The organism is Aquamicrobium sp. (assembly GCF_023954335.1).
In the GTDB taxonomy this organism is placed as follows: Bacteria; Pseudomonadota; Alphaproteobacteria; order Rhizobiales; family Rhizobiaceae; genus Aerobium.
Genome location: NZ_JAMLIE010000002.1, coordinates 89849 through 113214 on the forward strand (window position 1 = coordinate 89849; position 23366 = coordinate 113214).

The following is a 23366-nucleotide window of genomic DNA, read 5'->3' on the forward strand; positions in this document are numbered from 1 at the left end:
GGCGAGAGGTCATGGTTGCCCGATCGAAGGCGCACGGGGCGCGATGCTTACCGAACCGTAAATGGCGATGGTTAACGGAGCGTTTCCCCAAGGCGCGCTTTCGCGCGCGGTTTCGCGATGCGCGCTTTCGCGCGCGATGGACAAGCAGGGGCCGAAGCGATAAGCGCTAGCCATGCCGAGAAAAGCAATCGATACCCCCGTGGACAGGAACGCCGCCGCCGCCTCGGCGCTGCGCACCGTCGCCACCGAGGCGAGCGGGCTTGCCGCGCTGGCCTCCGCGCTGGAGAACGGGCTGGCCGAGCCCTTCGCCGCCGCCGTCGACATCGTCAGCCGCATCACCGGCCGCGTCATCGTCACCGGCGTCGGCAAGAGCGGGCATATCGGCTCGAAGGTGGCGGCGACGCTGGCCTCGACCGGAACGCCGGCCTTCTTCGTCCATCCGGCCGAGGCCAATCACGGCGATCTCGGCATGATCGCGCCGGACGACGCCATCATCGCCCTTTCGTGGTCCGGCGAGACGACCGAGCTGAAGGGGATCGTCGCCTATGCGCGCCGCTTCGCCATCCCGCTGATCGCCATCACCTCCGGCCTCGATTCGGCGCTGGGGCGCGAGGCGAGCGTCGTCATCGGCCTGCCGCGCGCGGCCGAGGCCTGCCCGCACGGCCTTGCGCCCACCACCTCGACGCTGATGCAGCTCGTGGTCGGCGATGCGCTGGCGGTGGCGCTGCTCGAGGCGCGGGGCTTCACGCCCGACCAGTTCCGCACCTTCCACCCCGGCGGCAAGCTGGGCGCGAGCCTGACCAAGGTCAGCGAGATCATGCACACGGGCGAGCGGCTGCCGCTCGTCGCCGCCGGCGCCAGCATGCGCGAGGCGGTGCTGGAGATCTCGCGCAAGGGCTTCGGCTGCGTCGCGGTTGTGTCCGAGCGGGGCCTGCTCGAAGGCATCGTTACCGACGGCGACCTGCGCCGCCACATGGGCCCGGACCTTTTGTCGAAGACGGTCGACGAGGTGATGACGCGGAGCCCGAAGACCGTGGCGGCCGACATGCTGGCGGCGGCGGCGCTGCAGCTCGTCAACGCCTCGGCGATCACCGTCGTCATGGTGGTGGAGGAGGAAAGGCCGGTCGGCGTCGTCCACCTGCACGACCTCCTGCGCATCGGCGCGGCCTGACGCCGCGCAAGGGGAGCGGCATGGCGGATTCCCTGATAGACCCCGAGCTCCTGCTCTTCATCGACGGCGTCGCCGCCGCCTATGGCCGGCACCCGCCGTTCGACACGCTGTCGCCGGCCGAGGCGCGGGCGGTGGCAGAGGATGTGCGCGCGCCGTGGACGAAGGGCGGGCCGGCGATGGCCGGGACGCGCGAAACCGTCGCGCCGTTCGCCGGCGGCGGGGTGCGCATCCGCATCCATCATCCCTCGACCGCGCGGCCGCTCCCGGCGCTGGTCTATGTCCATGGCGGCGGCTGGACGATCTTCAGCCTCGATACCCACGACCGGCTGATGCGCGAATATGCGGCGGCGGCCGGCGTCGCGGTCGTCGGCGTCGATTATTCGCTGTCGCCGGAGGCGCGGTTTCCGCGCGCCATCGAGGAGACGGCGGCGGTGGTGCGCTGGCTGGCGCGGCATGGCGGTGACGTCGGCGTCGACGGCGCGCGCCTTGCGCTGGGCGGCGATTCGGCCGGCGCGCATGTTTCCGCTGCCACCGCGCTCATGCTGCGCGACGCGGGCGAGGGCGGGCTCCTGTCGGGGCTGGTGCTGAACTATGGCGTCTTCGACGACGATTTTTCGCGACCGTCCTACGCCCGCTACGGCGGCGGCGAATATACGCTCTCGGCGGCGGAGATGCGCGGGTTCTGGCGCGACCATCTGCCGGCGGACGGGGCACGGAATAATTCCCTCGCCCGGCCGCTGCGTGCCCGGCTGGACGGATTGCCGCCCGCCTTCCTCGCGATCACCGAACTCGACCCGCTCCACGACGAGAACGTGGCGATGGCCGAGGCGCTTGCCGCAGCAGGCGTCGTGGTCGAGGCGACGGTCTATCCCGGCACGACGCACGGCTTCCTCGAGGCGATGTCGGTGGCCGAAATCAGCCGCCGGGCGATCGCCGAGACGGCGCGCTGGCTTCGGGCCCGGCTGCGCGGGTGAGGGGAGCGCCTTCATGTACACCAAGCCGGAATTCACCCCCGCCGACCCCGAGGCCGCCTTTCGCCTGATCGAGCAGGCGGTGTTCGGCACGCTGGTGACAGCGGGGCCGGAGGGGCCGGTCGTCTCCCACCCGATCTTCATGCTGGAGCGGGGCGAGGGAGGAAACGGGGCGCTGGTCTCGCATCTCGCCGCCGCCAACCCGCATTGCGCCCTGATCGGCCGAGGCCTGCCGACGGTGGCGATCTTCATGGGCGATCAGTGCTATATCTCGTCGTCGTGGTATCCGCGCCGGATCGAGCGCGAGAACACCGACCGCGACAATGCGCCGACATGGAATTTCGCCACCGTCCACTGCCACGGCCGGCCGCAGGTTCTGGACGTGCGCGAGACGGCGCGGCACATCCGCGACTGCGTCGAGCACCTCGAAGCCGGCCGCGGCGAGCGCTGGCACCTGAAGGAGCTCGGGCCGGGCGGCATGAAGCGGCGGCTTCCCAACGTGCTCGGCTTCCGCATGCCCATCGAGCGCCTCGAAGCCAAGTTCAAGATGGGGCAGGACGAGCCGTGGCGCGACACGCGCGCGGCCATCGACAGGCTGGAGGACGGCGTCGATCCTTCGCTGGCGGCGGCGATGCGGCGCGAGAACGAAGGACGGGACTAGCCGCCCTTCCGTGCTGCTCACGCCTGCTCGACGCCCAGCTCGCCGCTCCCGGCGGTCACCACCCGCACCCGCGCCCCGGCCGGCAGGTCCGGCCCACTGACGCGCCACAGCGTGTCGCCCAGCCGCACGCGGCCCCTGCCTTCGACGATCGGCTCCTCCAGCGTCGCGGTGCGGCCGACGAGCTGGAGCTCGCGCTGGTTGAGCAGCGGCTGGTCGGTATCGGCGGTGCCGGTGGTGGGGAACGCCCTGCGCCCGGCCAGAACCGAGACCATGGACAAGGCGAGGAAGACGAGGATCTGCACCTGCCAGACCCAGAATCCCGCCTCCCACAGCGCGAAGGAGAGGAGGCCGGTGAGGATCGCGGCGATGCCGAGCCACAGCAGGTAGACGCCGGGCGTCAATATCTCCAGCGCCAGCAGCACCGTGCCGAGGATCATCCAGTTCCACGCGCCGAAACCGGCGAACCATTGAACGACCATGGCGCTATCCTCCCACCGTCAACGCACGTTATTGCTGCTCGGGGCCGGTGAGCGGCGGGCGCGCCGCGGTGTGCTGCGGCCGCTGCTGGCGCTGCACCGGCTGCTCGTTGCCGAACACTTCCTTGGCAATCGCGCCGATGCCGCCGAGCGAGCCGATCAGCGAGGAGGCCTCCATCGGCATCAGCACCACCTTGTTGTTGCTGGACGAGCCGATCTTGGCCAGCGCCTCGGTGTATTTCTGGGCGACGAAGTAGTTCACCGCCTGCACGTCGCCCTTGGCGATCGCTTCGGAGACTACCTGCGTGGCGCGCGCCTCGGCCTCGGCAAGGCGTTCGCGCGCCTCGGCGTCGCGGAAAGCGGCTTCGCGGCGCCCTTCGGCTTCCAGCACCTGCGCCTGCTTCAGGCCCTCGGCCTCGAGGATCTGCGCGCGCTTGTTGCGCTCGGCCATCATCTGGCGGGCCATCGAGTCGACGAGATTGGCCGGCGGGTTGATGTCCTTGATCTCGACGCGCGTGACCTTGATGCCCCACGGGCCGGCCGCCTCGTCGACGATGTGCAGCAGCCGGTCGTTGATGGCGTCGCGGTTGGACAGAAGCTCGTCGAGGTCCATCGAGCCCATTACCGAGCGGATGTTGGTCATGGTCAGGTTGAGGATGGCGTTCTGCAGGCCGGCGACCTGATAGGCGGCCTGCGGCGCGTTCAGCACCTGATAGAAGGCGACGCCGTCGACCGAGACGATGGCGTTGTCCTTGGTGATGACCTCCTGCGTCGGGACGTCGAGCACCTGCTCCATCATGTTCATCTTGGCGCCGAGCCGGTCGATGAACGGCACGATGATGTTGAGGCCCGGCGTCAGCGTCCGCGTGTAGCGGCCGAACCGCTCGACCGTGTAGTTGAAGCCCTGCGGCACGGTCTTGATGCCGGCGAAGATGAGAAGCAGGACGAGAAGGATGAGAACGGGGATGAGAACGTCCAGGCCGGAAAACAGCATCGGGGCCTCCATGGGTTGCCGATCCGGCACGAGGCCGCGCCGGCGCGGGCGCCGGACGCGCCCGGCCAAGGTTTATTCGGGATTCTGCGGCGTTACAATGACCGGGCGGGCGTTCAGAGCCAGCCCTTGATCTCGCGCCGGACGATGTCCTCGATCATCGCCATGCCGTCCTCGCGGTCGTTGAGGCAGGGGATGTGGGAGAATTTCTCCCCGCCGGCATGGATGAAGATCTCGCGCACCTCGCCGTCGATCTCCTCCAGCGTCTCGATGCAGTCGGCCGAGAAGCCGGGATTGACGATGGCGATGCGCCTGACGCCTTCGCCGGCCAGCCGCCGGACGGTCTCGTCCGTGTAGGGCCTGATCCACTCCTCCTTGCCGAACAGCGACTGGAAGGTAGTCAGGAGGCGCTTGTCGTCCCAGCCGAGCCGCGCGCGCAGCAGGCGCGTGGTCTCGTGGCAGTGCTGCGGATAGGGGTCGCCGTTCTCGGCATAGCGCTTCGGGATGCCGTGATAGGAGGCGAGCACCACGTCCGGCTCGAAGTCGAGCGTCGAAAGATGATCCTCGATCGAGCTCGCCAGCGCCTCGATATAGGCCGGCTCGTCGTAATAGACGGGGACCGTGCGCACGGCGGGCTGGTCGCGCAGCTTCATCAGCGCGCGGAAAAGCTGGTCGTTGGCGGTGGCCGTCGTCGTCGCCGAATATTGCGGGTAGAGCGGGAAGAAGACGATGCGGTCGCAGCCCTGGGCGACCAGCTTCTCAAGCGCGCTTTCGATGGAGGGGTTGCCGTAGCGCATACCGAGCTCCACCGCGACGCGCGGCTCGTCGGCAAAGGCCTGCGCCAGCGCCGCGGTCTGCGCGTTGCAGATAGTGCGCATCGGCGATTCGTCTTTTTCCGTGTTCCAGATCGTCTTGTAGTTGGCCCCGGTCTTCTGCGGGCGGGTGTTCAAGACGATGCCGTAGAGGATCGGATACCACTTCCATTTCGGCAGCTCGATCACCCGGGCGTCGGACAGGAATTCGGCGAGATAGCGGCGGATCGAGCGGGTGTCGGTCGCGTCCGGCGTGCCGAGATTGGAAAGGAGGACGCCGATGCGCCCCGTCTTGCTGTGCGGGCGGCCTGCCGGAATGGTGGGCGATAGGGTCACTGCTGAGGCTCGGTCCTGGTCGATGGGGGCGTGGAAGTTCATGCCAGCGGCTCCTTGGCTCAGGGCAGGAAACTAGATGTCGCTCCCATGTTTACAAGTGCGTGGGTTGAGGCACCTTGACGCAGCTCAATCCGTCATTCGGGCCGTCAACCGGCGTAATCGCGCTCGTCGGCGATGACTTTTCCGTCATTGGGCAACGAGCCCGGCGCGGCCAGATGCACCGCGCCGCCGAGCTTGGTGATCTCGCGCAGCGAGGCCGCGATGGCGGCGGCGTCGGGCGTCGCGCCGTCCGCCGGCTCGACATGCAGCGCCATGGCGTCGCGCGCGCCGTCGCGGCTGACGACGAGGCGGGCCCGCGCCACGCCGGCATGGCGGGCCACGATCTCGGCCACGTGCCTGGGGTCGACGAACATGCCCTTGACCTTGGTGCGCTGGTCGGCGCGGCCCATCCAGCCCTTGATGCGCGGCGCGGTGCGTCCGCAGGGCGACAGGCCCGGCAGGATGGCGGAAAGGTCGCCGGTGCCGAGCCGGACCATAGGATAGGCCGGGTTCAGGCTGGTGACGACCACCTCGCCGACCTCGCCCTCGGGCACGGGGTCGCCGGTGCCGGGGCGGACGATCTCGAGGATCAGGTTCTCGTTGACGATGAGGCCGGGATTGGGCGCGCCGTCCTCGCCCGCGCTCTCATAGGCGATGATGCCGAACTCGGCTGTGGCGTAGCACTGGTAGACCTTGACGCCGCGGGCGAAATATTCGGCGCGCAGCGAGGGAAACAGCGCCCCGCCGGAGACCAGCCCGTGGCGGATCGAGGACAGGTCCTTTCCCATCTCCTCGCCCCGGTCGAGGATGACCTTGAGGAAATCGGGCGTGCCGGCATAGACGGTGGGCCTCAATGCCGCGGCCGCCTCGACCTGCATCTCGGTGTTGCCGGTGCCGGCCGGGAACACGGCGCAGCCCAGCGCCCGCGCGCCGTGGTCGAGCATGAAGCCGCCCGGCGTCATGTGATAGGAAAAGGCGTTATGGACGACGGCGCCCGGCCTGACGCCGGCGGCGAAGAAGGCGCGCGCGGCCTGCGCCGGGTCGGCGGCGAGGCCCTGCGGCTCCCAGATCGGGCCGGGCGACATGAAGATGCGGCCGCCATGGATGTGGGCCGCGCCGGCGAAGCCGCCGAAGGGCGGGTTCTTCGCCTGCATCTCCATCAGCTCGGCCTTGCGCAGCACGGGAAGCCGCGCCAGCGCCTGCCGCGAGGTGAGGCCGGCGAGATCGACGCCGTCCAGCCACGCCTCAAGGCCCGGCGTTTCGGCAACGGCGGCGGCGAGGAAAGCGGGGAGGCGCGCGAAGAAGTCGGCCTCGCGCTCCTGCGGCGCGCGCCGTTCGAGATCATCGAAAAAGCCGGTCATCGTTCCTCCCCCGTCGCCCGCTTGGCGCCCCGTCGTTCCGCGCTTGAGCCTTAACGGCTTCTAATGGCCTCTTATCGCAGGCCGGGCAGCCTGCGCGCAAGCCTTCGGGGTGCTGCGCGCCGGGTCAGGAGATGCGGCCGCCGCCGCGCCGGACCAGCGAGAATTGCGAGCCGGCCGAGCTGGTGCAGTTGAGCTGCGTCTGCGTGACCATGGCGCAGTTCACCTGCGTCGTCGTCTGGCGGATCAGGGAGGTGACGGAGATGGAGACGGCGGACGGCCCGGTCTGGGTGTAGTTGCCTTCCGCCAGCTTGTTGCCGGTGTCGGTGGCCAGCGTCTCGAAACGGCCGTTGGTGAAGCGCGAGATGGCGACCCCGTCCGTGCTCATCCAGTCGCCGTCGAAATGGCTGCTCGGGGGCGGCGCGCTGGCGATCGGCCCGCCGGAGCGCGGCGGAGCGCCGACGCCCTGGCAGCCCGCCAGAGCAAGAGCGACGGCGATAGCGCCGGCCGCGCGAATTTTGCCCGCATTCATCATGCCGATGGTCCTCGTTTCGGTACGACTGTTTTCTAGATCGCCGGTTTTCCCGGCGAATGCAAGATTGCGCGGCCGATGCCGGCAAAGCTTAACGCTCAACGAACAAGAATGTTGCGGAACTGCCAGGGATCGTCCGTGTCGATGTCCTCGGCGAAAAGGCCCGGCCGCCCCTCGAGCGGCGTCCAGTCGGTGTAGACGCCGCGAAGCGGGCCGAGATAGGGCGCCTGCACCTCGAGGCAGCGGCGGTGGTCCATCCAGTCGGTGTCGACGATGCCGGCCTCGGGGTTCTCCAGCGCCCAGACCATGCCGGCGACGACGGCCGAGGTGACCTGAAGGCCGGTCGCGTTCTGGAACGGCGCGAGCCGGCGCGCCGCTTCGAGCGAGAGCTGCGAGCCGTACCAGTAGGCGTTGCGGCCGTGGCCGTAGAGGAGGACGCCGAGCTCGTCGGCGCCGTCGATGAGTTCGTCCTCCTCCAGCACGTGCTGCTCCGGCTGCGCCCTGCCGGCCGCGCCGAACATCTCGTGCAGCGACAGCACCGCGTCGTTGCAGGGGTGATAGGCGTAGTGGCAGGTCGGCCGGTAGAGGACCGCCCCGTCCTCGCCGCGCACGGTGAAAAAGTCGGCGATCGAGATCGCCTCGTTATGCGTCACCAGGAAGCCGTATTGCGGCCCCGGCGTCGGGCACCATGTGCGCACCCGCGTGTTCGCGCCCGGCTGTTCGAGGAAGATCGCCGCGCCGCAGCCCTTCTTGTGGTGGCGGGCGTTGGCCGGCAGCCACGTCTCGTGCGTGCCCCAGCCGAGCTCGGCCGGCTGGAGGCCCTCGGCGATGAAGCCCTCGACCGACCATGTGTTCCAGAAAGTGTTGAACGGCTTCGGCAGTTTCGCCCGCTGGGTGTCGCGCTCGGCGACGTGGACGCCCTTGACGCCGGCGGCCCGCATCAGCCGCGCCCAGCCCTCGCGGTCGTGCGGCGCGGGCTCGTCGACGGCGAGGCCGAGCCCGGCGGCGAGGTCGACCAGCGCCTGCTTGACGAACCACGACACCATGCCGGGATTGGCCCCGCAGCAGGAGACCGCGGTCACGCCGCCGGGATTGTCGCGCTTCTCGCGCAGCACGGTCTCGCGCAGCGCATAGTTGGTGCGGCTCGCATTGTCGGCCTCGTCGTCGAAATAGAAGCCGAGCCACGGCTCGACCACGGTGTCGATGTAGAGGACGCCGAGTTCGCGGGTCAGCCGCATCAGGTCGAGCGAGCCGGTGTCGACCGACAGGTTGACGCAGAAACCCTGTCCGTCGCCCTCGGTCAGCAGCGGCGTCAGCAGCTCGCGATAATTGTCCCGCGTCACATGCGCCTCGACGAAGCGATAGCCGCGCTCCTCGACGAAGGCGCGGTTCTCCGGGCGCGGATCGACGACGACGAGGCGCGCGCGGTCGAAGCGGAAATGGCGCTCGATCAGCGGCAGCCCGCCGCGTCCGATGGAGCCGAAGCCGATCATCACGATCGGGCCGGTGATCTCCCCGTAAACGGGAAAGGCGGTGTCGGCCATGTCAGGCTCCGCATGCGTCGAAAACCGGGGTGGAGGCGGCGCTAAACCACAATCGGCAGCCTGAATCAACAATTTGCTGGCTAAAGGGCAGCCATTTCCCGCAGCGCGGCGACGAGGAGATCGCGGTCGGCGGCGAGCCCCTTATAGGCGATCTCGCTGTCGCCGAGGGCCTCGAGCTGCGCCGCGAAGGCGCTTGCGAGACGCGCGCCGTCGGGGTGGGCGCGCAGCTTTCCCATCGGGTCGAGATGGATGCGGATGGTGAAGAGGATGTCGCCCGAGCGCGGCAGGCGGCGCAGCGTCTGGCGCTCGACGCGGATGAAGGCGGACGCCGCGGGCGCGGCCGGGTCGAAGCGGGTCGGCTCGGCGCCGGCGCGGATGCCGCGCTCCAGCGCGGAAAGCGGGTGGTAGAGCGCCGGGTTGTTCTGGAGCGACCAGTTGGCCCGCTCGACCGGGCGCTCGACGGCGAGATTGTCGAAGATGCGCTCGATCAGCGCCTCGTTGCGCGTGCCGGGGCCGAAGCCGGGAACGGGGATGTGGATGTCGCGCAGCGGCCGGGCGAACTTTTCCGCCAGCGACCAGGACGAGGGAAAGCACAGCGAGGCGGCGGCGAGCCGCCAGCCCTCCGGTCCCCGCCGCATCAGCACGAGGTCTTCCTGCACCGCCAGCGAGGCGGCCTTCAGGGCCGGCTCGCCCGCGCGCGCCTCGGGCCGGGACAGATCGGGCGCGCGGGTTTCGAGATAGTCGCGAATGAGGTCCAGCACCTCTCGCTGGGCGTCGTCCGTGCCGGCCTCCTGCGCGAACACGTCGCCGGGGCGCTCGGCGAACAGCCGCCGCTTCTCTGCGAGATAGGGCGCGCGGAGCGCGTCGATCTCCAGCCATCCGGCAAGGTCGAGCGGCTTCAGGCCGATGGTGAACGGTGTCGCCGAGCCGTCATAGGGCGTGCGGGCAAGACCGGCTTCGCTCATGCGGCCCGCTCACGCCTCCATCGCTTCCAGCTCATCGATCAGGCTTTCGATGACCTTCAGGCCCTTGCCCCAGAATTCCGGGTCGGAGGCGTCGAGGCCGAAGGGGGCGAGAAGCTCGGAATGGTGCTTGGTGCCGCCCGCTTCCAGCATGGCGAAATAGCGGTCTTGGAAGCCGGATTCGGCCTGCTGGTAGACGGCGTAGAGCGAGTTCACCAGGCAGTCGCCGAAGGCGTAGGCATAGACGTAGAACGGCGAGTGGATGAAGTGAGGGATGTAGGTCCAGAAGGTCTCGTAGCCCTCGCGCAGCGCGATGGCCGGGCCGAGGCTGTCGCCCTGCACCGAAAGCCACAATTCGCCGATGCGCTCGGCGGTCAGTTCGCCCTGGCGGCGCTCGGTGTGCAGCTTGCGCTCGAACTCGTAGAAGGCGATCTGGCGCACGACCGTATTGATCATGTCCTCGACCTTCTGGGCGAGCATGGCCTTGCGCTCGCGCCTGTCGGCAGTGCGGTCGAGCAGCGAGCGGAAGGTCAGCATCTCGCCGAAGACGGAGGCGGTCTCGGCCAGCGTCAGCGGGGTGGAAGCCATCAGCGCGCCCTGCGGCCCGGCGAGGACCTGATGCACGCCATGGCCGAGCTCGTGCGCCAGCGTCATCACGTCGCGTGGCTTGCCTTGATAGTTGAGCAGCACATAGGGATGGACCGACGGCACGGTGGGATGAGCGAAGGCGCCGGGCGACTTGCCGGGGCGCACCGGCGCGTCGATCCAGCTACGCTCGAAGAAGCGGCCGGCGATCTGGGCCATGCGCGGGTCGAAGTCGTGATAGGCGCTGAGCACCGTCTCGCGCGCCTCGGCCCAGCCGATGCGCGCCTGCGGCGTCTCGGGCAGGGGGGCGTTGCGGTCCCAGTGGTTCAGCTTCTCCATGCCGAGCCATTTCGCCTTCATGGCGTAATAGCGGTGCGACAGGCGCGGGCAGGCGGCCTTGACGGCGGCGGCCAGCGCATCGACCACCTCGCGCTCGACCCGGTTCGCCAGATGGCGCGAATCGGCGATGTCGGAGAAGCCGCGCCAGCGGTCGGATATCTCCTTGTCCTTTGCCAGCGTGTTGGTGATGAGGGCGAAGGTGCGCAGGTTCTCGCGGAAGGTCTTGGCCAGCGCCTCGGCCGCGCGCCGGCGCACCGCGCCGTCCGCGTCCTGAAGGCCGTTGAGCGTCGGCTCCAGTGCGAGGCTCTCGCCGCCGACGTCGAAGCGCAGCCCCGTCATCGTCTCGTCGAACAGCCGGTTCCACGCCGCGCGGCCGGTCACCGACTTCTCGTGGAAAAGCTGCTCGACCCGGTCCTCGAGCTGGTAGGGCTTGTCCTGCCTCAGATCCACCACCCACGGCCGGTAGCGGCCGAAGACCGGGTCGGCGTCGAGCGCGTCGTCGATCAGCGCGTCGTCGATCCGGTTCATCTCCAGCGTGAAGAACAGGAGATGGGCGCTGGCGTCGGTCAGCTTCTGCTGGACGTCGCCGTAGAACTTGGCGTGGACCGGGTTCGAGGTGTCGCCGGCATAGAGCAGGCCCGCATAGGAACCGATCCTGCCCATCAGCTCCTCGATCTTCTCGTAGTCGCGCAGGGCGCGGCCGAGATCGCCCGAGGCGGGGTTGCGCGCCGCCGCCTCCAGCCGACCCTTCCATTCGCTCTCGAAGCTGATGGCGTCGGCGGCGACCCGGTCGAGGTCGCGCGCAAGCTCCGGCGCGTCCATGCCCTCGTAGAGGTCGGCGAGGTTCCATTCCGGCAGCTCGGCCTGCTTGTCCTCCCGTGCGGCCGTACCTTGCGCCGGGGCGTGCACGGGCATCGGGGTGAAAGCCAGATCGTCGGCAGGAAGCATGTCTCTCGTCTCTCGTTTCATTCGATCTTTAAGCAAGACCGAAAGTTCTCGTTTACCGGCTTTGTTGAGCGGCCGTTTAGCCGTGTGTGCCATGTTGAACCAGACCCGCCGGCAACCTTAACGGGATTTTGCGAAACTTCCATGCCATGCCACGTCCTTGTCGTCGATGACGATCCCGTCCAGCGCCGTCTCGCCGAAGCCGCAATCTCCAAAGGAGGTTACCGGACGGTGTGCGCCGAGGGCGGCGAGGCCGCGCTCGGCGTTCTGGAAGGCCCCGAGGGTGGCGGGATTTCCGCGCTCGTCCTCGACCTGATGATGCCGGAGGTCGACGGCCTTCAGGTGCTGTCGCGCCTGCGGGCCCGCGGCATAGACATTCCCGTCATCGTCCAGACCGCGCGCGGCAGCATCGACGCCGCCGTGCAGGCGATGCGCGCCGGCGCGTTCGACTTCGTCGTCAAGCCGGCCGCGCCCGAGCGGCTTCTCGCCGCGCTCGCCAACGCGCTGAAATATGCGGAGCTGAAGACCGGCGCGACGACAGGCGCGGCGCGGCGCGGCCGTGTGCCCACGCGCGGCTTCGATGGCGTCGTCACCGGCAGCCCGGCGATGGAGCGCGTCCTGACGTTGGCGCGCAAGGCCGCGTCCTCGACCATCCCGATCATGATCGAGGGCGAATCGGGCGTCGGCAAGGAGGTGATCGCGCGCGCCATCCAGGGCATGGGCGCGCGCGCCGACAAGCCGTTCGTCACCGTCAATTGCGGCGCGATCCCGGAAAACCTCGTCGAGAGCATCCTGTTCGGCCACGAGAAGGGCTCGTTCACCGGGGCGAGCGAGAAGCATGTCGGCAAGTTCGTCGAGGCCGACGGCGGGACGCTGTTCCTCGACGAGATCGGCGACCTGCCGCTCGACGTGCAGGTCAAGCTGCTGCGCGCGGTGCAGGACGGCGAGGTCGACCCAGTTGGCGCGCGCGCCACGGTCAAGGTCGACATCAGGCTGATCTCGGCGACGCATCGCGACCTGATGCGGCAGGTCGGGGAGGGGCGGTTCCGCGAGGATCTCTATTATCGCCTCAACGTCTTTCCGATCCACGTCCCGCCGCTGCGCGAGCGGCGCGAGGACATCGCCCGGCTGGTGCGGCATTTCATCGCGCGGGCGGGCTCGGCTGCCGCCGGCACCCGCGTCCGGGACGTGTCGGCGCGCGCGCTCGCCATGCTCGAGGCCTATGACTGGCCGGGCAACATCCGCCAGCTCGAGAACGCGATCTTTCGCGCTGTGGTCCTCGCCGAGGGCGACGTGCTGACCGAGGACGAGTTCCCTCAGATCGGCGGGCAGACGCGACGCGTCGGCCCCGACGCGCGGGAGGAGCCGGCGGCCTTCGCCGGCGGCGGACGGCATGAAAATGCCGTTCCAATGCCGCATTTCGCGCTTCCCGACGAGCCGGAGGGCGTCCTGCGGGCGCTCGACGAGCGCGGCGACGTGCGCGCGCTCGCCGATGTCGAGGGCGAGATGATTCGCCTCGCCATCGACCATTACAACGGCCAGATGAGCGAAGTTGCCCGGCGTCTCGGCATCGGCCGCTCGACGCTTTACCGCAAGCTCAAGGAAATGGGCATCGATCCGGAGCGCCAGCGTGGGGAAAGGTTGGCATTCTAGCCTTTCCTTAAGCCGGCGCGCCTGTCCTTGTCCTTTCGTTTACCCTATAGTCCCGCTTCGCAGGCGCGTCATGATCTTGCCACGGTCGGGACGCATTCCTAGGTCTATAAGCAGGGATTAACCATTGGGGACGATATTCGGGCTTTCCTGAAGCCCGGGCTTTTGTTCCGGGGACAACCAACGCAGCCGCAGGGCCAGCCTACGAGGCGACGGGTTTTGAGCATTCTTGCACGATCGGAAACGGGACGGCGGTTCGAGGGGATCATCCAGCGCAAATGGCTGGGAGCATTCCTCGCAGCCGTGGTGGCAACCCTTGCATTCGCGGCGCCTGCCAGCGCCGAGACACGCAGTCTCAAGCTCTATTTCATCCACACCAAGGAGCGGGCGGAGATCGTCTACAAGCGCAACGGGCGCTACGATCAGGCCGGCCTGAAGCAGATCAACCGCTTCCTGCGCGACTGGCGCAAGAACGAGCCGGCCAACATGGATCCGCGCCTGCTCGACCTCGTGTGGGAGGTCTATCGCTCCGTCGGCGCGCGCGACCACATCCACGTCGTCTCGGCGTACCGGTCGCCGGCGACCAACGCCATGCTGCGCAACCGCTCGTCCGGCGTCGCCCAGAAGAGCCAGCACATGCTCGGCAAGGCGATGGATTTCTACATTCCCGGCGTGCCGCTGTCGAAGCTGCGCGCGGCGGCCTTCAAGGTCGAGGGCGGCGGCGTCGGCTACTATCCAAAGTCCGGCGCGCCCTTCGTCCATCTCGACGTCGGCAACGTCCGCTCGTGGCCGCGCATGAGTCGCAGCGAGCTGATGGCGCTGTTCCCGAACGGCAAGACCATGCACCTGCCGGCCGATGGCAAGCCGCTGCCGGGCTACAACCAGGCGCTCGCCGCCTACCAGGCGCGCAAGAAGTCGGGCGGCGCGGTGCATATCGCCAGCGCCCAGCCGCGCGCCGAGGAAGTCGAGCGCGCCTCCCGCAAGGGCGGCGGCCTGCTTGCCGCGCTGTTCCGCGGCGGTGCCGACGAGGACGAGGACAATTCGGAAGCGATGATGCGCCCGGCGGCGCCGGCTGCGGTCGCGGCCGCTCCCGCCCCGGCCCAGCCCGCGCCGGCAACGCGCCGCCAGGAGCCGTCCGAGACCATCGTCGCGGCGCTGCCCGAGCGCAATGCGCCGCTGCCCGGCGTCGCGCCGCGCCCGCTGATCGATGTCGGTGCGCCGGCACGGGCGGCGCTGGTGCCCGGCCTGCCGACGCCTGCCGCGGACGTGCCCGCGCCGGCCGCCGAAGAGGCGTTCGCTGTCGCCTCCGTGCCGCTGCCGACCCGCCGGCCCGACTACACGCCCGAACTGCGCACCGCTGCGGCCGAGCCGGAAGCGGGCGCGAATTTCCCGGTCGCCGCCATCGCCCGCGAGCAGACGCGCGGCGGCGGCTCCGACGCCATCGCCGAGATGCTCGCCGCCTCCGGCGCGCAGGCCCGCGCCGACGTGGTGATCAATCCGCCGGTGCCGACGCTGCGGCCGCGGCTCGGCACGGCCGAAGCACCCGCCCAGGCGCAGGTGGCCTCCGATGTCGCCTCCGATTCCGTGCCCGCCGGCGAGGAAGCGCCGGTCGCGGGCCAGGTGTTCGCGCTCGCGGCCCTGCCGGACACCAACCTTGCGCCCGCGGCGCGGCCCGAACTGGTCGAGGTTCCCGTTCCCGTCCGGCTGCGCCAGGAGCGCGGCGCGGCAGCGGACGGCGCATCGCCACGCGTCGCCGTGCTCGGCCGTCCGGCCGGCACCGATGCGGCCGAGGCCCTGCATTCGGGCGTCCGCACCACGACCAAGTCGGCGCGGCCGCAGGCCGGGCAGGTGGCGCGCAGCGAGCCGAAGCCGGTCGTCGTGCCGGTGGAGCAGGACGTCGCCCGCTTCGCCTTCATGCGCGATGTGAGCGTGACCACGGCCGGCGGCACCGCCAACCCGGCCACGGCGCACGCCATTGTGCGCAGCGCGCCGCAGGCGGTCTATACGCAGGGCTTCTCGCAGGGCGTTCCCGCGCCCGATCCCGCCCGCTTCTCGGGCAAGGCCGTCACCTTCCTGTCGGTGGCGAAGTTCGCGACGAACTGAGAGCGATCCAAATCTTTGTTCTCACGCAATTCCGGACGGAAAAGTGCTTCGCGCTTTTCCTGGAATTGCTCTAGGCGCGCTTCAGCGCCGCCGCTCCGCGGGCGAGGTCGGTGATCTCGTCCCACTTTCCCGCCGCGACCAGCGTGTCGGGTGCGACCCACGAGCCGCCGACGCAGACCACATTGTCCAGCGCGAGATAGTCCGCCGCATTGGCCGGGCCGATGCCGCCCGTCGGGCAGAAGCGGTTGCCGGCGAAGGGCGAGGCGAGCGCCTTGAGGAAGGTCGCGCCGCCCGCCTCAACGGCCGGGAAGAACTTCAGGATCGAATAGCCCGCCTCGGCGGCCGCCATGATCTCTCCCGGCGTGATCGCGCCGGGCAGCAGCGGCACCCGGCTGTTCGCCGCCGCGGCGGCGAGCTGCGGGGTGAAGCCGGGGCTGACGATGAAGCGCGACCCGGCGGCCGCGGCCGCGTCGAACTGGCGCGCATCGAGGATGGTGCCCGCGCCGACGACGGCCTCGGGAACCTCGGCCGCCACCGCGCGGATGGCGTCGAGCGCGGCGGGGGTGCGCAGGGTTATCTCGATGGCGGGCAGGCCGCCGGCGGCAAGCGCGCGGGCGAGCGGAACCGCATCCGCGACATTCGCGATCTTCAGGACCGGGATGACGGGCTGCGCGGTCATGATCCCGAGCAGGTCTTGCGTCTTCTGCGCGCCGCTTGTCATTGCCGCATTTCCTCGTCGTTCAACATGGCCTTCAATCGATTTAGCCTGCCGCCGCTCTAGCAGGGCAAGGGGCGGCTGTCCACGTTGGCGGCGTCATCCGCCGCGCGGGGCGAACAGCCACGCGAAGATGGAAAGCAGCCAGCTGCGGGATTTTCCGGCAGCCGGGCCGAGGCCGAGCGCGGCCATGGTCGCGGGGCCGGCGATGCCGTCGACGACGAGTCCGGCGCGGCTCTGGAACGCCTTCACGGCCCGCTCTGTCGCGGGGCCGAACATGCCGTCGGCGGCCAGCGGGTGGCCGCGCGCCGTCAGGGCCGTCTGGAGGGCGGCAACCGCCGCGCCGCGCGCGCCACGCCGCAGGACGGTGGAGGGCAGGACGGCCGGGCTCGCCCGGAACGTCGCGGCATGGCGCACATGGGCGCGGGCGAGCTTGCCGTCATAATCGTTGCGGCGGAAGCCGGGGCCGTTGTAGCCGCGCGCGAAGGTCGCCCAGTCGCGGGCGCCGAGGGCGGGGACGAGCCCGGCCTTGTCGATGTAGCGCGCCATCAGCCGCAACTGGCCGCCGGCGCCGCCGCGCGCCTCGGCGACCAGCGCATCGACGCTCGCATAGCCCAGCCATGCCCAGTGCGCGCCCATCACCTGACCGAGACCCCATGACGTCGACTCCCAGGCCGCCTTGCGGTCGATGGCCGCGGCGCGGGCAAGCAGCGTCCAGCGCGCCGCCTGCGAGGACGGGTTCTTCACCTTGCCGGCCTCGGGCGCGGCAAGCCCCTGCCGGCGCGCCTCCTCGCGGGCGGGGCCGGCAAGGCGGCGGTCGAAATAATGGCCCTCGAAGCGGATCAGCGGCTCGGCCCGGCCGTCGACCGGCGCGTGCGCCTTCAGCCCGCTTTCGATGTCGGCGACGGCGGCGAGGGCGGCCGCTTCCACGCCGAGCCTCGCCGCGGCTGTCTCGATTTCCCTGATCAACATCGTGTCGAGCATGCGCCTGTCCGCCTCCATCGGCAAAACGCCATTGTGGCGCGGCAGCGCGGGACGTGGATAAAGCGGACGGCGGCGGACACGCTAACATCGTCTTGCCGACATTGTATTGTCGCGCTTGCCTGCCTATCTGCGACGGGTCTTGGAAAGACCGGCGAGAGCGAAATCGCCGAAACCGAACGAAGGAGGCAAGGATGCTCGATCCGAAGGCGCTGCTGGACGACCTTCTGGGCGCGAAAGTGCCGGGAACCGAATCGACCGTGAGGGACAAGGCCGGCCAGGCGGCGCAGATGGCGCGCGACAACCCGCTGGCCGCCGGCGCGCTCGCCGCCATCCTCCTCGGCACCGGCACGGGCCGGAAAGTCACCGGCTCGGCATTGAAGCTCGGCGGTCTCGCCGCCGTCGCCGGCCTCGCCTACAAGGCGTACCAGAACTATTCGAAGGGCGCGGAGCCGGGCGCGGGCCAGCAGGCCGGCGAGCCGGAGTTGCTGCCGCCTCCGGCCGACACCGCCTTCGACCCGGCGCAGGCGCCGCAGGGCGAGGCCGAGTTCGCGCTGGTCATCGCCCGGGCGATGATCGCCGCGGCGCGCGCCGACGGCCATATCGACGATGCCGAGCGCGTGCGCATCGCCGACAAGCTGCACCTGTCGGGCATCGGCGAGGAGGCGGAAGCCTTCCTGATGGCCGAGCTCGAGAAGCCGGTCGATCTCGACGGCCTCGTCGCCGCCGCCCAGACAGACGCGCAGAAGGCCGAGCTCTACACCGCCTCGCGGATCGCCATCGAGCCGAGAACGCGCGCCGAGCGCGGCTATCTCGACCTGCTCGCCGGCCGGCTGCGGCTGCCCGACGCGCTGGTCGACCACATCGAATCGACGGTCGCGGCGGCCAAGGCCGAGGAGGCGTCGCTCGCCTGACCCCGCGCCGGCGGTGCCGTGAAATCTGGCATGCCAGAAATCGGGCTTGAGGCAGCCGGCTATCTTCGTCAACCTTTGGTTAACGAATCGGGTTCAATCTTAATCAATCCGGAAAGGCTTTCCTCCTCCCAGGCCGATCCGCTAACTGAGGGCGACCGCAACCGGTCGCCCTTTCTTTCCGCCTCTTCCCCCTTCTTCTCGAGTTCGTCGCTGGCGCATGCCGGCAGGGCGGCTGGCGCTTGACCCCGCGGGCCGGCGGTGGGAAAGCTCGGCCCGGTTTTGCCCTTCCTTTGGCACGGGATGTTTCGATGAGCGATCTCAATGGATGGACGCCGCGCGAGCGGCTGGCGGGATGGACGCCGCGCGAGCGGCCGGCGCGGGCGGCGATCGAGGGGCGCTACGTGCGGCTGGAGCCGCTCGACCCGCAGCGCCACGGCGACGGGCTCTACGCCGCCTCGCGCACGGCCGACGCCGACGACCGTTTCCGCTGGCTCTTCGAGACCGCGCCGGACGACCGCGCCGCCTTCCAGGCGTGGCTGGAGAAGGTGGCGGCGAGCGAGGACCCGCTGCATTTCGCCGTCATCGACAAGGCGAGCGGCCGCGTCGGCGGCCGGCAGAGCCTCATGCGCATCGACACGACGCACGGCGTCATCGAGATCGGCAACATCCTGTGGAACGATCCGGTGGCGCGCCGCCCGGCCGCCACCGAGGCGCTCTATCTCTTCGCCCGCCATGCCTTCGACACGCTCGGCTATCGCCGCTTCGAGTGGAAGTGCAACGATCTGAACGCGCCGTCGAAACGGGCGGCGCTGCGCTTCGGCTTCACCTTCGAAGGGGTGTTCCGCCAGCACATGGTGGTCAAGGGCCTGAACCGCGACACCGCCTGGTTCGCCATCGTCGACAAGGACTGGCCGGTCATCCGCGCCGCGTTCGAGGCGTGGCTCGCGCCGGAGAATTTCGATGCGCAGGGCGGGCAGAAGGCGCGGCTCGAGGATATCAAGGCCGCGATTGCGGCGAAGCAAGACGGAGCAGGCTGATGGATCGCTCGACCCGCAACGCCGCGGTCGCCGCCGCGATCATCCTTCTCGGCTTCGGCGTCATCGGCTTCTACATGCCAGCGATCGTGCTGTGGCTGGGCGGCCTGTCGCCTTACGCCGGCGGCGCGGCGGCGGCGCTGTTCGTGCTCGCCTTCTTCGGCGTGTTCTGGCTGCGCGGACGCAGCCAGCGCCGCAAGGGGGAATGATCAGGCCACGAGGCTCGCCGAAAGCAGCGTGATCCCCAGCAGGAAGACGAAGGCCGCGCCGGCGATCTCGATGCCGGCGTGAACGCGGTTGCCCATGCGGCCGTCGCCGGCCAGCGCCACGGCCCAGTTCTTGGCCGTGACGGCAAGGACGGCCAGCGTCGAGACGGTGATGGCGGTGCCCAGCGCCATGGCGAAGACCGAGGCGATGCCGGCCACCCACAGCCCGTTGAGGAAGGCGAAGGACAGCACGATCAGCGCCCCGGTGCAGGGGCGCAGGCCGACGGCAAGAACCGCCGCCCAGGCAGTGCGCCAGTCGAACCGCTCGCCCGAGATCAGCTTGGGGTCCGGGGCGTGGGAATGGCCGCAGCCGCAGCTCTCGTCATGCTCGTGATGGTGGTGATGCGCGTGGTCGTGGTGATCGCAGGCGCCGGCATGGTCGTGATGGTCGTGGGCATGGGCCGAGGACAGGCTGTGCGCCGGCGCGCCGATGAACAGGCGGCGCAGCGCCGGGGCCGCCTTGCGCCACAGCAGCCATGCGCCGAACACCGTGACCAGCACGTAGGAGGCGATTTCGAGGAAGCGGGTGGCGTCGGTCATCGACACGGACGAGCCGCGCAGGATCAGGAACACCGCGCCCATCAGCACGATGGCCGAGACGGCCTGAAGCACGGCCGAGACGAAGGACAGAAGGACGCCGCGCCGCAGCGCCACCTCGTTGGCCAGCATGTAGGACGAGATCACCGCCTTGCCGTGGCCCGGCCCGGCGGCGTGGAAGACGCCATAGGCGAAGGAGAGGCCGGCCAGCAGCCATGCGCCGCCATTGCCGTCGCGCATGCCGCGCATCGCGCCCGACAGCGCGCGATAGAAGGATTGCTGCTGCGCGTTGATCCAGTTGAAGATGCCGGCGAACAGGCCGGTGGAGGGCAGGGTGGCCTCGCTGGCGCCGATGCCGAGCGAGCTCTGCGCGTGGGCATGGCCGAGGAAATGGGTCAGCACGTAGGTCAGCGCGAGAGTTGCGAAAACGACGCGCATGGCGGTCTTGTTCACTTTCATCCTCAGCCCTCGCAGGTCAGTTCGAGCCGGGTGGCGAAGATCTTGCTCATGTCGTTGCCGGAAGGATCGTCGAAGAAGGCGTCGGTCAGCGATTGCTGGTTCATGGCGATGGCCTCGTCCGGATCGGGGCGGACGACGGCGCGGGTGCAGCCGGTCGGCAAGCCGCTCACGGTCAGGTTCCCGTCCTCGAAGAAGTCGATGGCGGTGTAGAAGGTCGGGTCGTAGACGCCGAAGCCGGTGGTGCCGTCGAGCTTCAGCGGCGCGGTCGGGTGCGATTCGAACAGGATGATCAACTGGCTGTCCTGGAAATCGGCGATGATGCGCTCGGGGGGCTGCATCTCGATGTCGCGGCCATTGACGGTGACGAACTGGAAATAGCCGAACTCGGCCAGCGATTCGTGGATCACCTTGCCGACCTGCTCCAGCTCTGCCGAGTCGAGCTTGAGGTCGGCATTGGTGTCGAATTCGATCAGCACGGTCGAGGAGAACAGGTCGTCGAAGCGCCAGACGTGGCGCAGCGCCTCGACATTGCCCGCGGCGTCGACGGCGACCTCGAGGTTGGCCTCGGCGAAGACGTGCGGGTGGGCGAGCGCGGCGGCGGGGGCCAGCGCGGGGCCGGCGACGAAAGCCGCAAGAAGTGCTCGCATGGTGGATCGTTTCAACTCAGCCCGTCCCTTGGGTTCGGTCGTGTGCAGCATCGGCAAAATCGGGGCGAAACTGGGGCGCTTGGGCGGCCGCGCGCGGCCAATCCGCCGCAGGCCTCAGTCGGCCTCGTGCTTCCTGAACCATTGGGCGAGGAAGTCGACGAACACCCTGATCTTGACCGGCAGATAGCGGCGGTGCGGATAGACGGCGAAGATGCCGCCGCCGCGCGGCACCCAGTCGTCGAGCAGCGAGACCAGCTCGCCGCTCTCCAGCGCCGGCTTGGCGATGAAGTCGGGCAGCGGCGCGAAGCCGAGGCCGGCGATCGCCGCCGCGCGCGTCGTCAGCGGGCTGTTGGCCTCGAGCGGGCCGGAGACGGGAACCGAGAACATCTCGCCGTTCTCGCGCATGAACGGCCAGTTCGACAGCCAGCGGCCGTTGGTGTCGACGATGCAGGGCATGCGCGACAGGTCCTGCGGCCTTTCCGGCCGGCCGGTGCGGGCGATGAGGTCGGGCGAGCCGCATATCTTCAGCGAGAACGGGGCGAGCCGCTTGGCGATCATCGAGGAATCCTCGAGCCGGGTGATGCGGATGGCGAGGTCGTAGCCCTCCTCGACCAGATCGACGAAGCGGTCGTCGAGATGGATGTCGAGCACCACGTCGGGATGTTCCTTGGAGAAGTCGATCAGCGACTGGCCGATGGGCGCGTCGGAGAAGGTGCGCGGCGCGGTCAGCCTGATGCGGCCGCGCACGTCGCCGGAGGAATCGCGCACCGTGTCGGCGAGGCTGTCGATCTCGCGCACGATCTCGGAGGCGCGGCGATAATAGGTGTGGCCGACCTCGGTCAGCGAGAACTGGCGCGTCGTGCGGTTGAGCAGCAGCGCGCCGAGCTCGTCCTCCAGCTCGCGGACATATTTCGACAGAAGCGCCTTTGAGCGGCCGATCTTGCGGGCGGCGGCGGAAAAGCCCTCGGCCTCGACGACGTCGATGAAGGCGCGCATGCGCGTCAGGGTGTCCATGCTGTCTCTTCGTTCGCGGATCGGAAACGAGGAGACGAATGTCGTTCATTTTTTGGCTCGGATCAAGCCGATCGCACAGAAGACGAGCGCGACGCCCGACGCCACCGTGCGGACGAGATTCCAGACCTGCCAGGGCTGCGAATAGGCGTCCCAGATCAGCCTTGCCGCCTCGATGTCGTCCGGCACGGCCTCGCGCGCCAGCGCCTCGTTCATCGGCACGTTGACCGTCGCGGTAAGGACGAGGCCGAACGCGAGATAGGTCGCGGCTGCGGCGAAGAACCAGAGCGCTGCATCCTTGCGCCGGTACATAAGGGCAACGACGCCGGTGAGCGCCGTGACCGCCGGGGTGAGGAAGAAGGCGGGGGCGAAGGCGACGTTGCTCACCGAGGCGTTCATCGCCTGCATGGCGGCGATCGCGATGCGCGGGTCGGCCGCGTCCAGCCCCCACATGGTCGAGCAGACCCAGGCATAGAAGAAGCCGAAGATCGCCCCAGAGAAAAGGATGGAGGCGATGGACATCGCCGTCAGCAGCGCAGGCATTGTGGGCTCCATGAATGAAGTGTACAGATATGTACGATAGTTGATGCGTACATCTGTGTACGTTTTTCGTCAATCCGGGAATCGCGTGCATGGCTGGCAATGACGGTAAGGGTGGGACGGGTAGGGGCGGGGCCTGGCAGGAGCGGGAGGCGCGCATCTTCGCGGCCGCCCATGCTCTGATCGCCGAGCGCGGCTACGGGGCGACGTCGATGCTGGCCGTGGCCAAGGCGGCGAAAGTCTCGAATGAGACGCTCTATCGGCGCTACGGCGACAAGCGCGGGCTTTTCGCGCGCATGGTCGAGGACAACGCCCGCGCGATACGGGCGATGCTGGAGGCGGCGGTCGCGGGCGAGGGCGACGCGCTCGCCGGGCTGCGCGGCGTCGCGCCGCTGCTTCTCGGCATGTTGCTCGGCGAGCGGGCCGTCTCTCTGAACCGCGCGGCGGCGGCCGACGAGACGGGCGAGCTCGGCCGCGCGCTCGCCGCCGGCGGCCGGGACGCGGTTGCGCCGCTTCTCGGCGCGCTCGCCGGGCGGGCGATGGAGGCGGGGTCGATTCGCGCGCCCTCGGCGGCGCAGGCGGTCGAATGGTATATCGCGCTCCTCATCGGCGACATGCAGGTGCGCCGCGTCACCCGGGTCGCGGCCGAACCTTCGGAAGCCGAGATCGAGGCGAGGGCGCAGGCCGCTTTTTCAGCCTTCCTGCGGCTTTGCGCGGCGGGCTGACGAGCTTCTTCGCCGGCCGCGCGGCGTCACGGAAATTTCACAAAATTTCCATTGATTATCCT

The 23366-nt window shown here is 69.3% G+C and carries 23 protein-coding genes; 9 read left to right on the forward strand and 14 right to left on the reverse strand.

Going from position 1 to position 23366, the window contains the following annotated elements:
- Nucleotides 1–172 precede the first annotated feature (172 nt).
- The 3 genes from M9945_RS12965 to M9945_RS12975 are packed head-to-tail and all read left to right on the forward strand — an operon-like array spanning nt 173 to nt 2803.
- Nucleotides 173–1171, forward strand: coding sequence for an SIS domain-containing protein (locus M9945_RS12965; RefSeq protein ID WP_367944945.1), 999 nt, complete (start codon nt 173–175; stop codon nt 1169–1171).
- Nucleotides 1172–1191: 20 nt separating this feature from the next.
- A complete protein-coding gene (locus M9945_RS12970) occupies nt 1192–2145 on the forward strand; it encodes an alpha/beta hydrolase fold domain-containing protein (protein ID WP_367944946.1) in 954 nt (317 codons plus the stop codon).
- Nucleotides 2146–2158: 13 nt separating this feature from the next.
- Complete coding sequence (locus tag M9945_RS12975) at nt 2159–2803, forward strand: FMN-binding negative transcriptional regulator (RefSeq protein ID WP_367944947.1); 645 nt, start codon at nt 2159–2161, stop codon at nt 2801–2803.
- A 17-nt stretch (nt 2804–2820) separates the two neighbouring features.
- Here the strand turns inward: M9945_RS12975 and M9945_RS12980 are convergent, their stop codons facing one another.
- The 8 genes from M9945_RS12980 to M9945_RS13015 all read right to left on the reverse strand — a co-directional run bounded on the left by M9945_RS12980 (nt 2821) and on the right by M9945_RS13015 (nt 11692).
- A complete protein-coding gene (locus M9945_RS12980; protein WP_367944948.1) occupies nt 2821–3282 on the reverse strand; it encodes an NfeD family protein in 462 nt (153 codons plus the stop codon).
- Between the two features lie 28 nt (nt 3283–3310).
- The gene (locus M9945_RS12985) at nt 3311–4273 is read right to left on the reverse strand and encodes an SPFH domain-containing protein (protein WP_367930613.1); all 963 of its coding nucleotides are present in this window, start codon (nt 4271–4273) and stop codon (nt 3311–3313) included.
- A gap of 113 nt (nt 4274–4386) precedes the next feature.
- Complete coding sequence (gene hemH, locus M9945_RS12990) at nt 4387–5460, reverse strand: ferrochelatase (RefSeq protein ID WP_367944949.1); 1074 nt, start codon at nt 5458–5460, stop codon at nt 4387–4389.
- A gap of 104 nt (nt 5461–5564) precedes the next feature.
- Nucleotides 5565–6818 (reverse strand): phenylacetate--CoA ligase family protein, encoded by a 1254-nt coding sequence (locus M9945_RS12995; protein ID WP_367944950.1) that lies wholly within the window; start codon nt 6816–6818, stop codon nt 5565–5567.
- Nucleotides 6819–6942: 124 nt separating this feature from the next.
- Entirely contained in the window at nt 6943–7350 is a 408-nt protein-coding gene (locus M9945_RS13000) for a hypothetical protein (RefSeq protein WP_367944951.1), read from the reverse strand.
- Nucleotides 7351–7445: 95 nt separating this feature from the next.
- Nucleotides 7446–8891 carry a homospermidine synthase gene (locus M9945_RS13005; protein WP_367944952.1) on the reverse strand — a complete coding sequence of 482 codons (1446 nt, stop codon included), beginning with the start codon at nt 8889–8891 and terminating at the stop codon, nt 7446–7448.
- Between the two features lie 80 nt (nt 8892–8971).
- Nucleotides 8972–9856, reverse strand: coding sequence for a DUF3445 domain-containing protein (locus M9945_RS13010; RefSeq protein ID WP_367944953.1), 885 nt, complete (start codon nt 9854–9856; stop codon nt 8972–8974).
- Nucleotides 9857–9865: 9 nt separating this feature from the next.
- Complete coding sequence (locus tag M9945_RS13015; protein WP_367945580.1) at nt 9866–11692, reverse strand: M3 family oligoendopeptidase; 1827 nt, start codon at nt 11690–11692, stop codon at nt 9866–9868.
- Nucleotides 11693–11866: 174 nt separating this feature from the next.
- Between M9945_RS13015 and M9945_RS13020 the strand changes: the two genes are divergently transcribed.
- The gene (locus tag M9945_RS13020; protein ID WP_367944954.1) at nt 11867–13375 is read left to right on the forward strand and encodes a sigma-54-dependent transcriptional regulator; all 1509 of its coding nucleotides are present in this window, start codon (nt 11867–11869) and stop codon (nt 13373–13375) included.
- Between the two features lie 216 nt (nt 13376–13591).
- The gene (locus M9945_RS13025; RefSeq protein ID WP_367944955.1) at nt 13592–15475 is read left to right on the forward strand and encodes a DUF882 domain-containing protein; all 1884 of its coding nucleotides are present in this window, start codon (nt 13592–13594) and stop codon (nt 15473–15475) included.
- Nucleotides 15476–15545: 70 nt separating this feature from the next.
- Here M9945_RS13025 and M9945_RS13030 read toward each other — a convergent pair whose 3' ends face one another.
- Together M9945_RS13030 and M9945_RS13035 are read right to left on the reverse strand one after the other, a co-directional pair.
- Complete coding sequence (locus tag M9945_RS13030; protein WP_367944956.1) at nt 15546–16196, reverse strand: 2-dehydro-3-deoxy-phosphogluconate aldolase; 651 nt, start codon at nt 16194–16196, stop codon at nt 15546–15548.
- Nucleotides 16197–16289: 93 nt separating this feature from the next.
- Nucleotides 16290–17174, reverse strand: a complete 885-nt coding sequence (locus M9945_RS13035; RefSeq protein WP_367944957.1) for an N-acetylmuramidase domain-containing protein — start codon at nt 17172–17174, stop codon at nt 16290–16292.
- A gap of 191 nt (nt 17175–17365) precedes the next feature.
- Here M9945_RS13035 and M9945_RS13040 point away from each other — a divergent pair, with 191 nt between their 5' ends.
- The 3 genes from M9945_RS13040 to M9945_RS13050 all read left to right on the forward strand — a co-directional run bounded on the left by M9945_RS13040 (nt 17366) and on the right by M9945_RS13050 (nt 19328).
- Entirely contained in the window at nt 17366–18085 is a 720-nt protein-coding gene (locus M9945_RS13040; protein WP_367944958.1) for a tellurite resistance TerB family protein, read from the forward strand.
- Nucleotides 18086–18393: 308 nt separating this feature from the next.
- Entirely contained in the window at nt 18394–19122 is a 729-nt protein-coding gene (locus tag M9945_RS13045) for a GNAT family N-acetyltransferase (protein ID WP_367944959.1), read from the forward strand.
- On the forward strand, nt 19122–19328 hold the full coding sequence (locus tag M9945_RS13050; RefSeq protein ID WP_367930625.1) for a hypothetical protein: 207 nt from the start codon (nt 19122–19124) through the stop codon (nt 19326–19328). Before M9945_RS13045 ends, M9945_RS13050 begins: the two co-directional genes overlap by 1 nt.
- On the opposite strand, the gene M9945_RS13055 is transcribed toward M9945_RS13050, so the two are convergent.
- From M9945_RS13055 to M9945_RS13070, 4 genes are all read right to left on the reverse strand, one after another.
- On the reverse strand, nt 19329–20381 hold the full coding sequence (locus M9945_RS13055; RefSeq protein WP_367944960.1) for a nickel/cobalt transporter: 1053 nt from the start codon (nt 20379–20381) through the stop codon (nt 19329–19331).
- 2 nt (nt 20382–20383) lie between these two features.
- Nucleotides 20384–21028, reverse strand: a complete 645-nt coding sequence (locus M9945_RS13060; protein WP_367944961.1) for a DUF1007 family protein — start codon at nt 21026–21028, stop codon at nt 20384–20386.
- 114 nt (nt 21029–21142) lie between these two features.
- The gene (locus M9945_RS13065; protein WP_367944962.1) at nt 21143–22042 is read right to left on the reverse strand and encodes a LysR family transcriptional regulator; all 900 of its coding nucleotides are present in this window, start codon (nt 22040–22042) and stop codon (nt 21143–21145) included.
- Between the two features lie 45 nt (nt 22043–22087).
- Nucleotides 22088–22582 carry a DUF1772 domain-containing protein gene (locus M9945_RS13070; RefSeq protein WP_367944963.1) on the reverse strand — a complete coding sequence of 165 codons (495 nt, stop codon included), beginning with the start codon at nt 22580–22582 and terminating at the stop codon, nt 22088–22090.
- 89 nt (nt 22583–22671) lie between these two features.
- On the opposite strand from M9945_RS13070, the gene M9945_RS13075 reads away from it, so the two are divergent.
- On the forward strand, nt 22672–23304 hold the full coding sequence (locus M9945_RS13075) for a TetR/AcrR family transcriptional regulator (RefSeq protein ID WP_367944964.1): 633 nt from the start codon (nt 22672–22674) through the stop codon (nt 23302–23304).
- Nucleotides 23305–23366 lie beyond the last annotated feature (62 nt).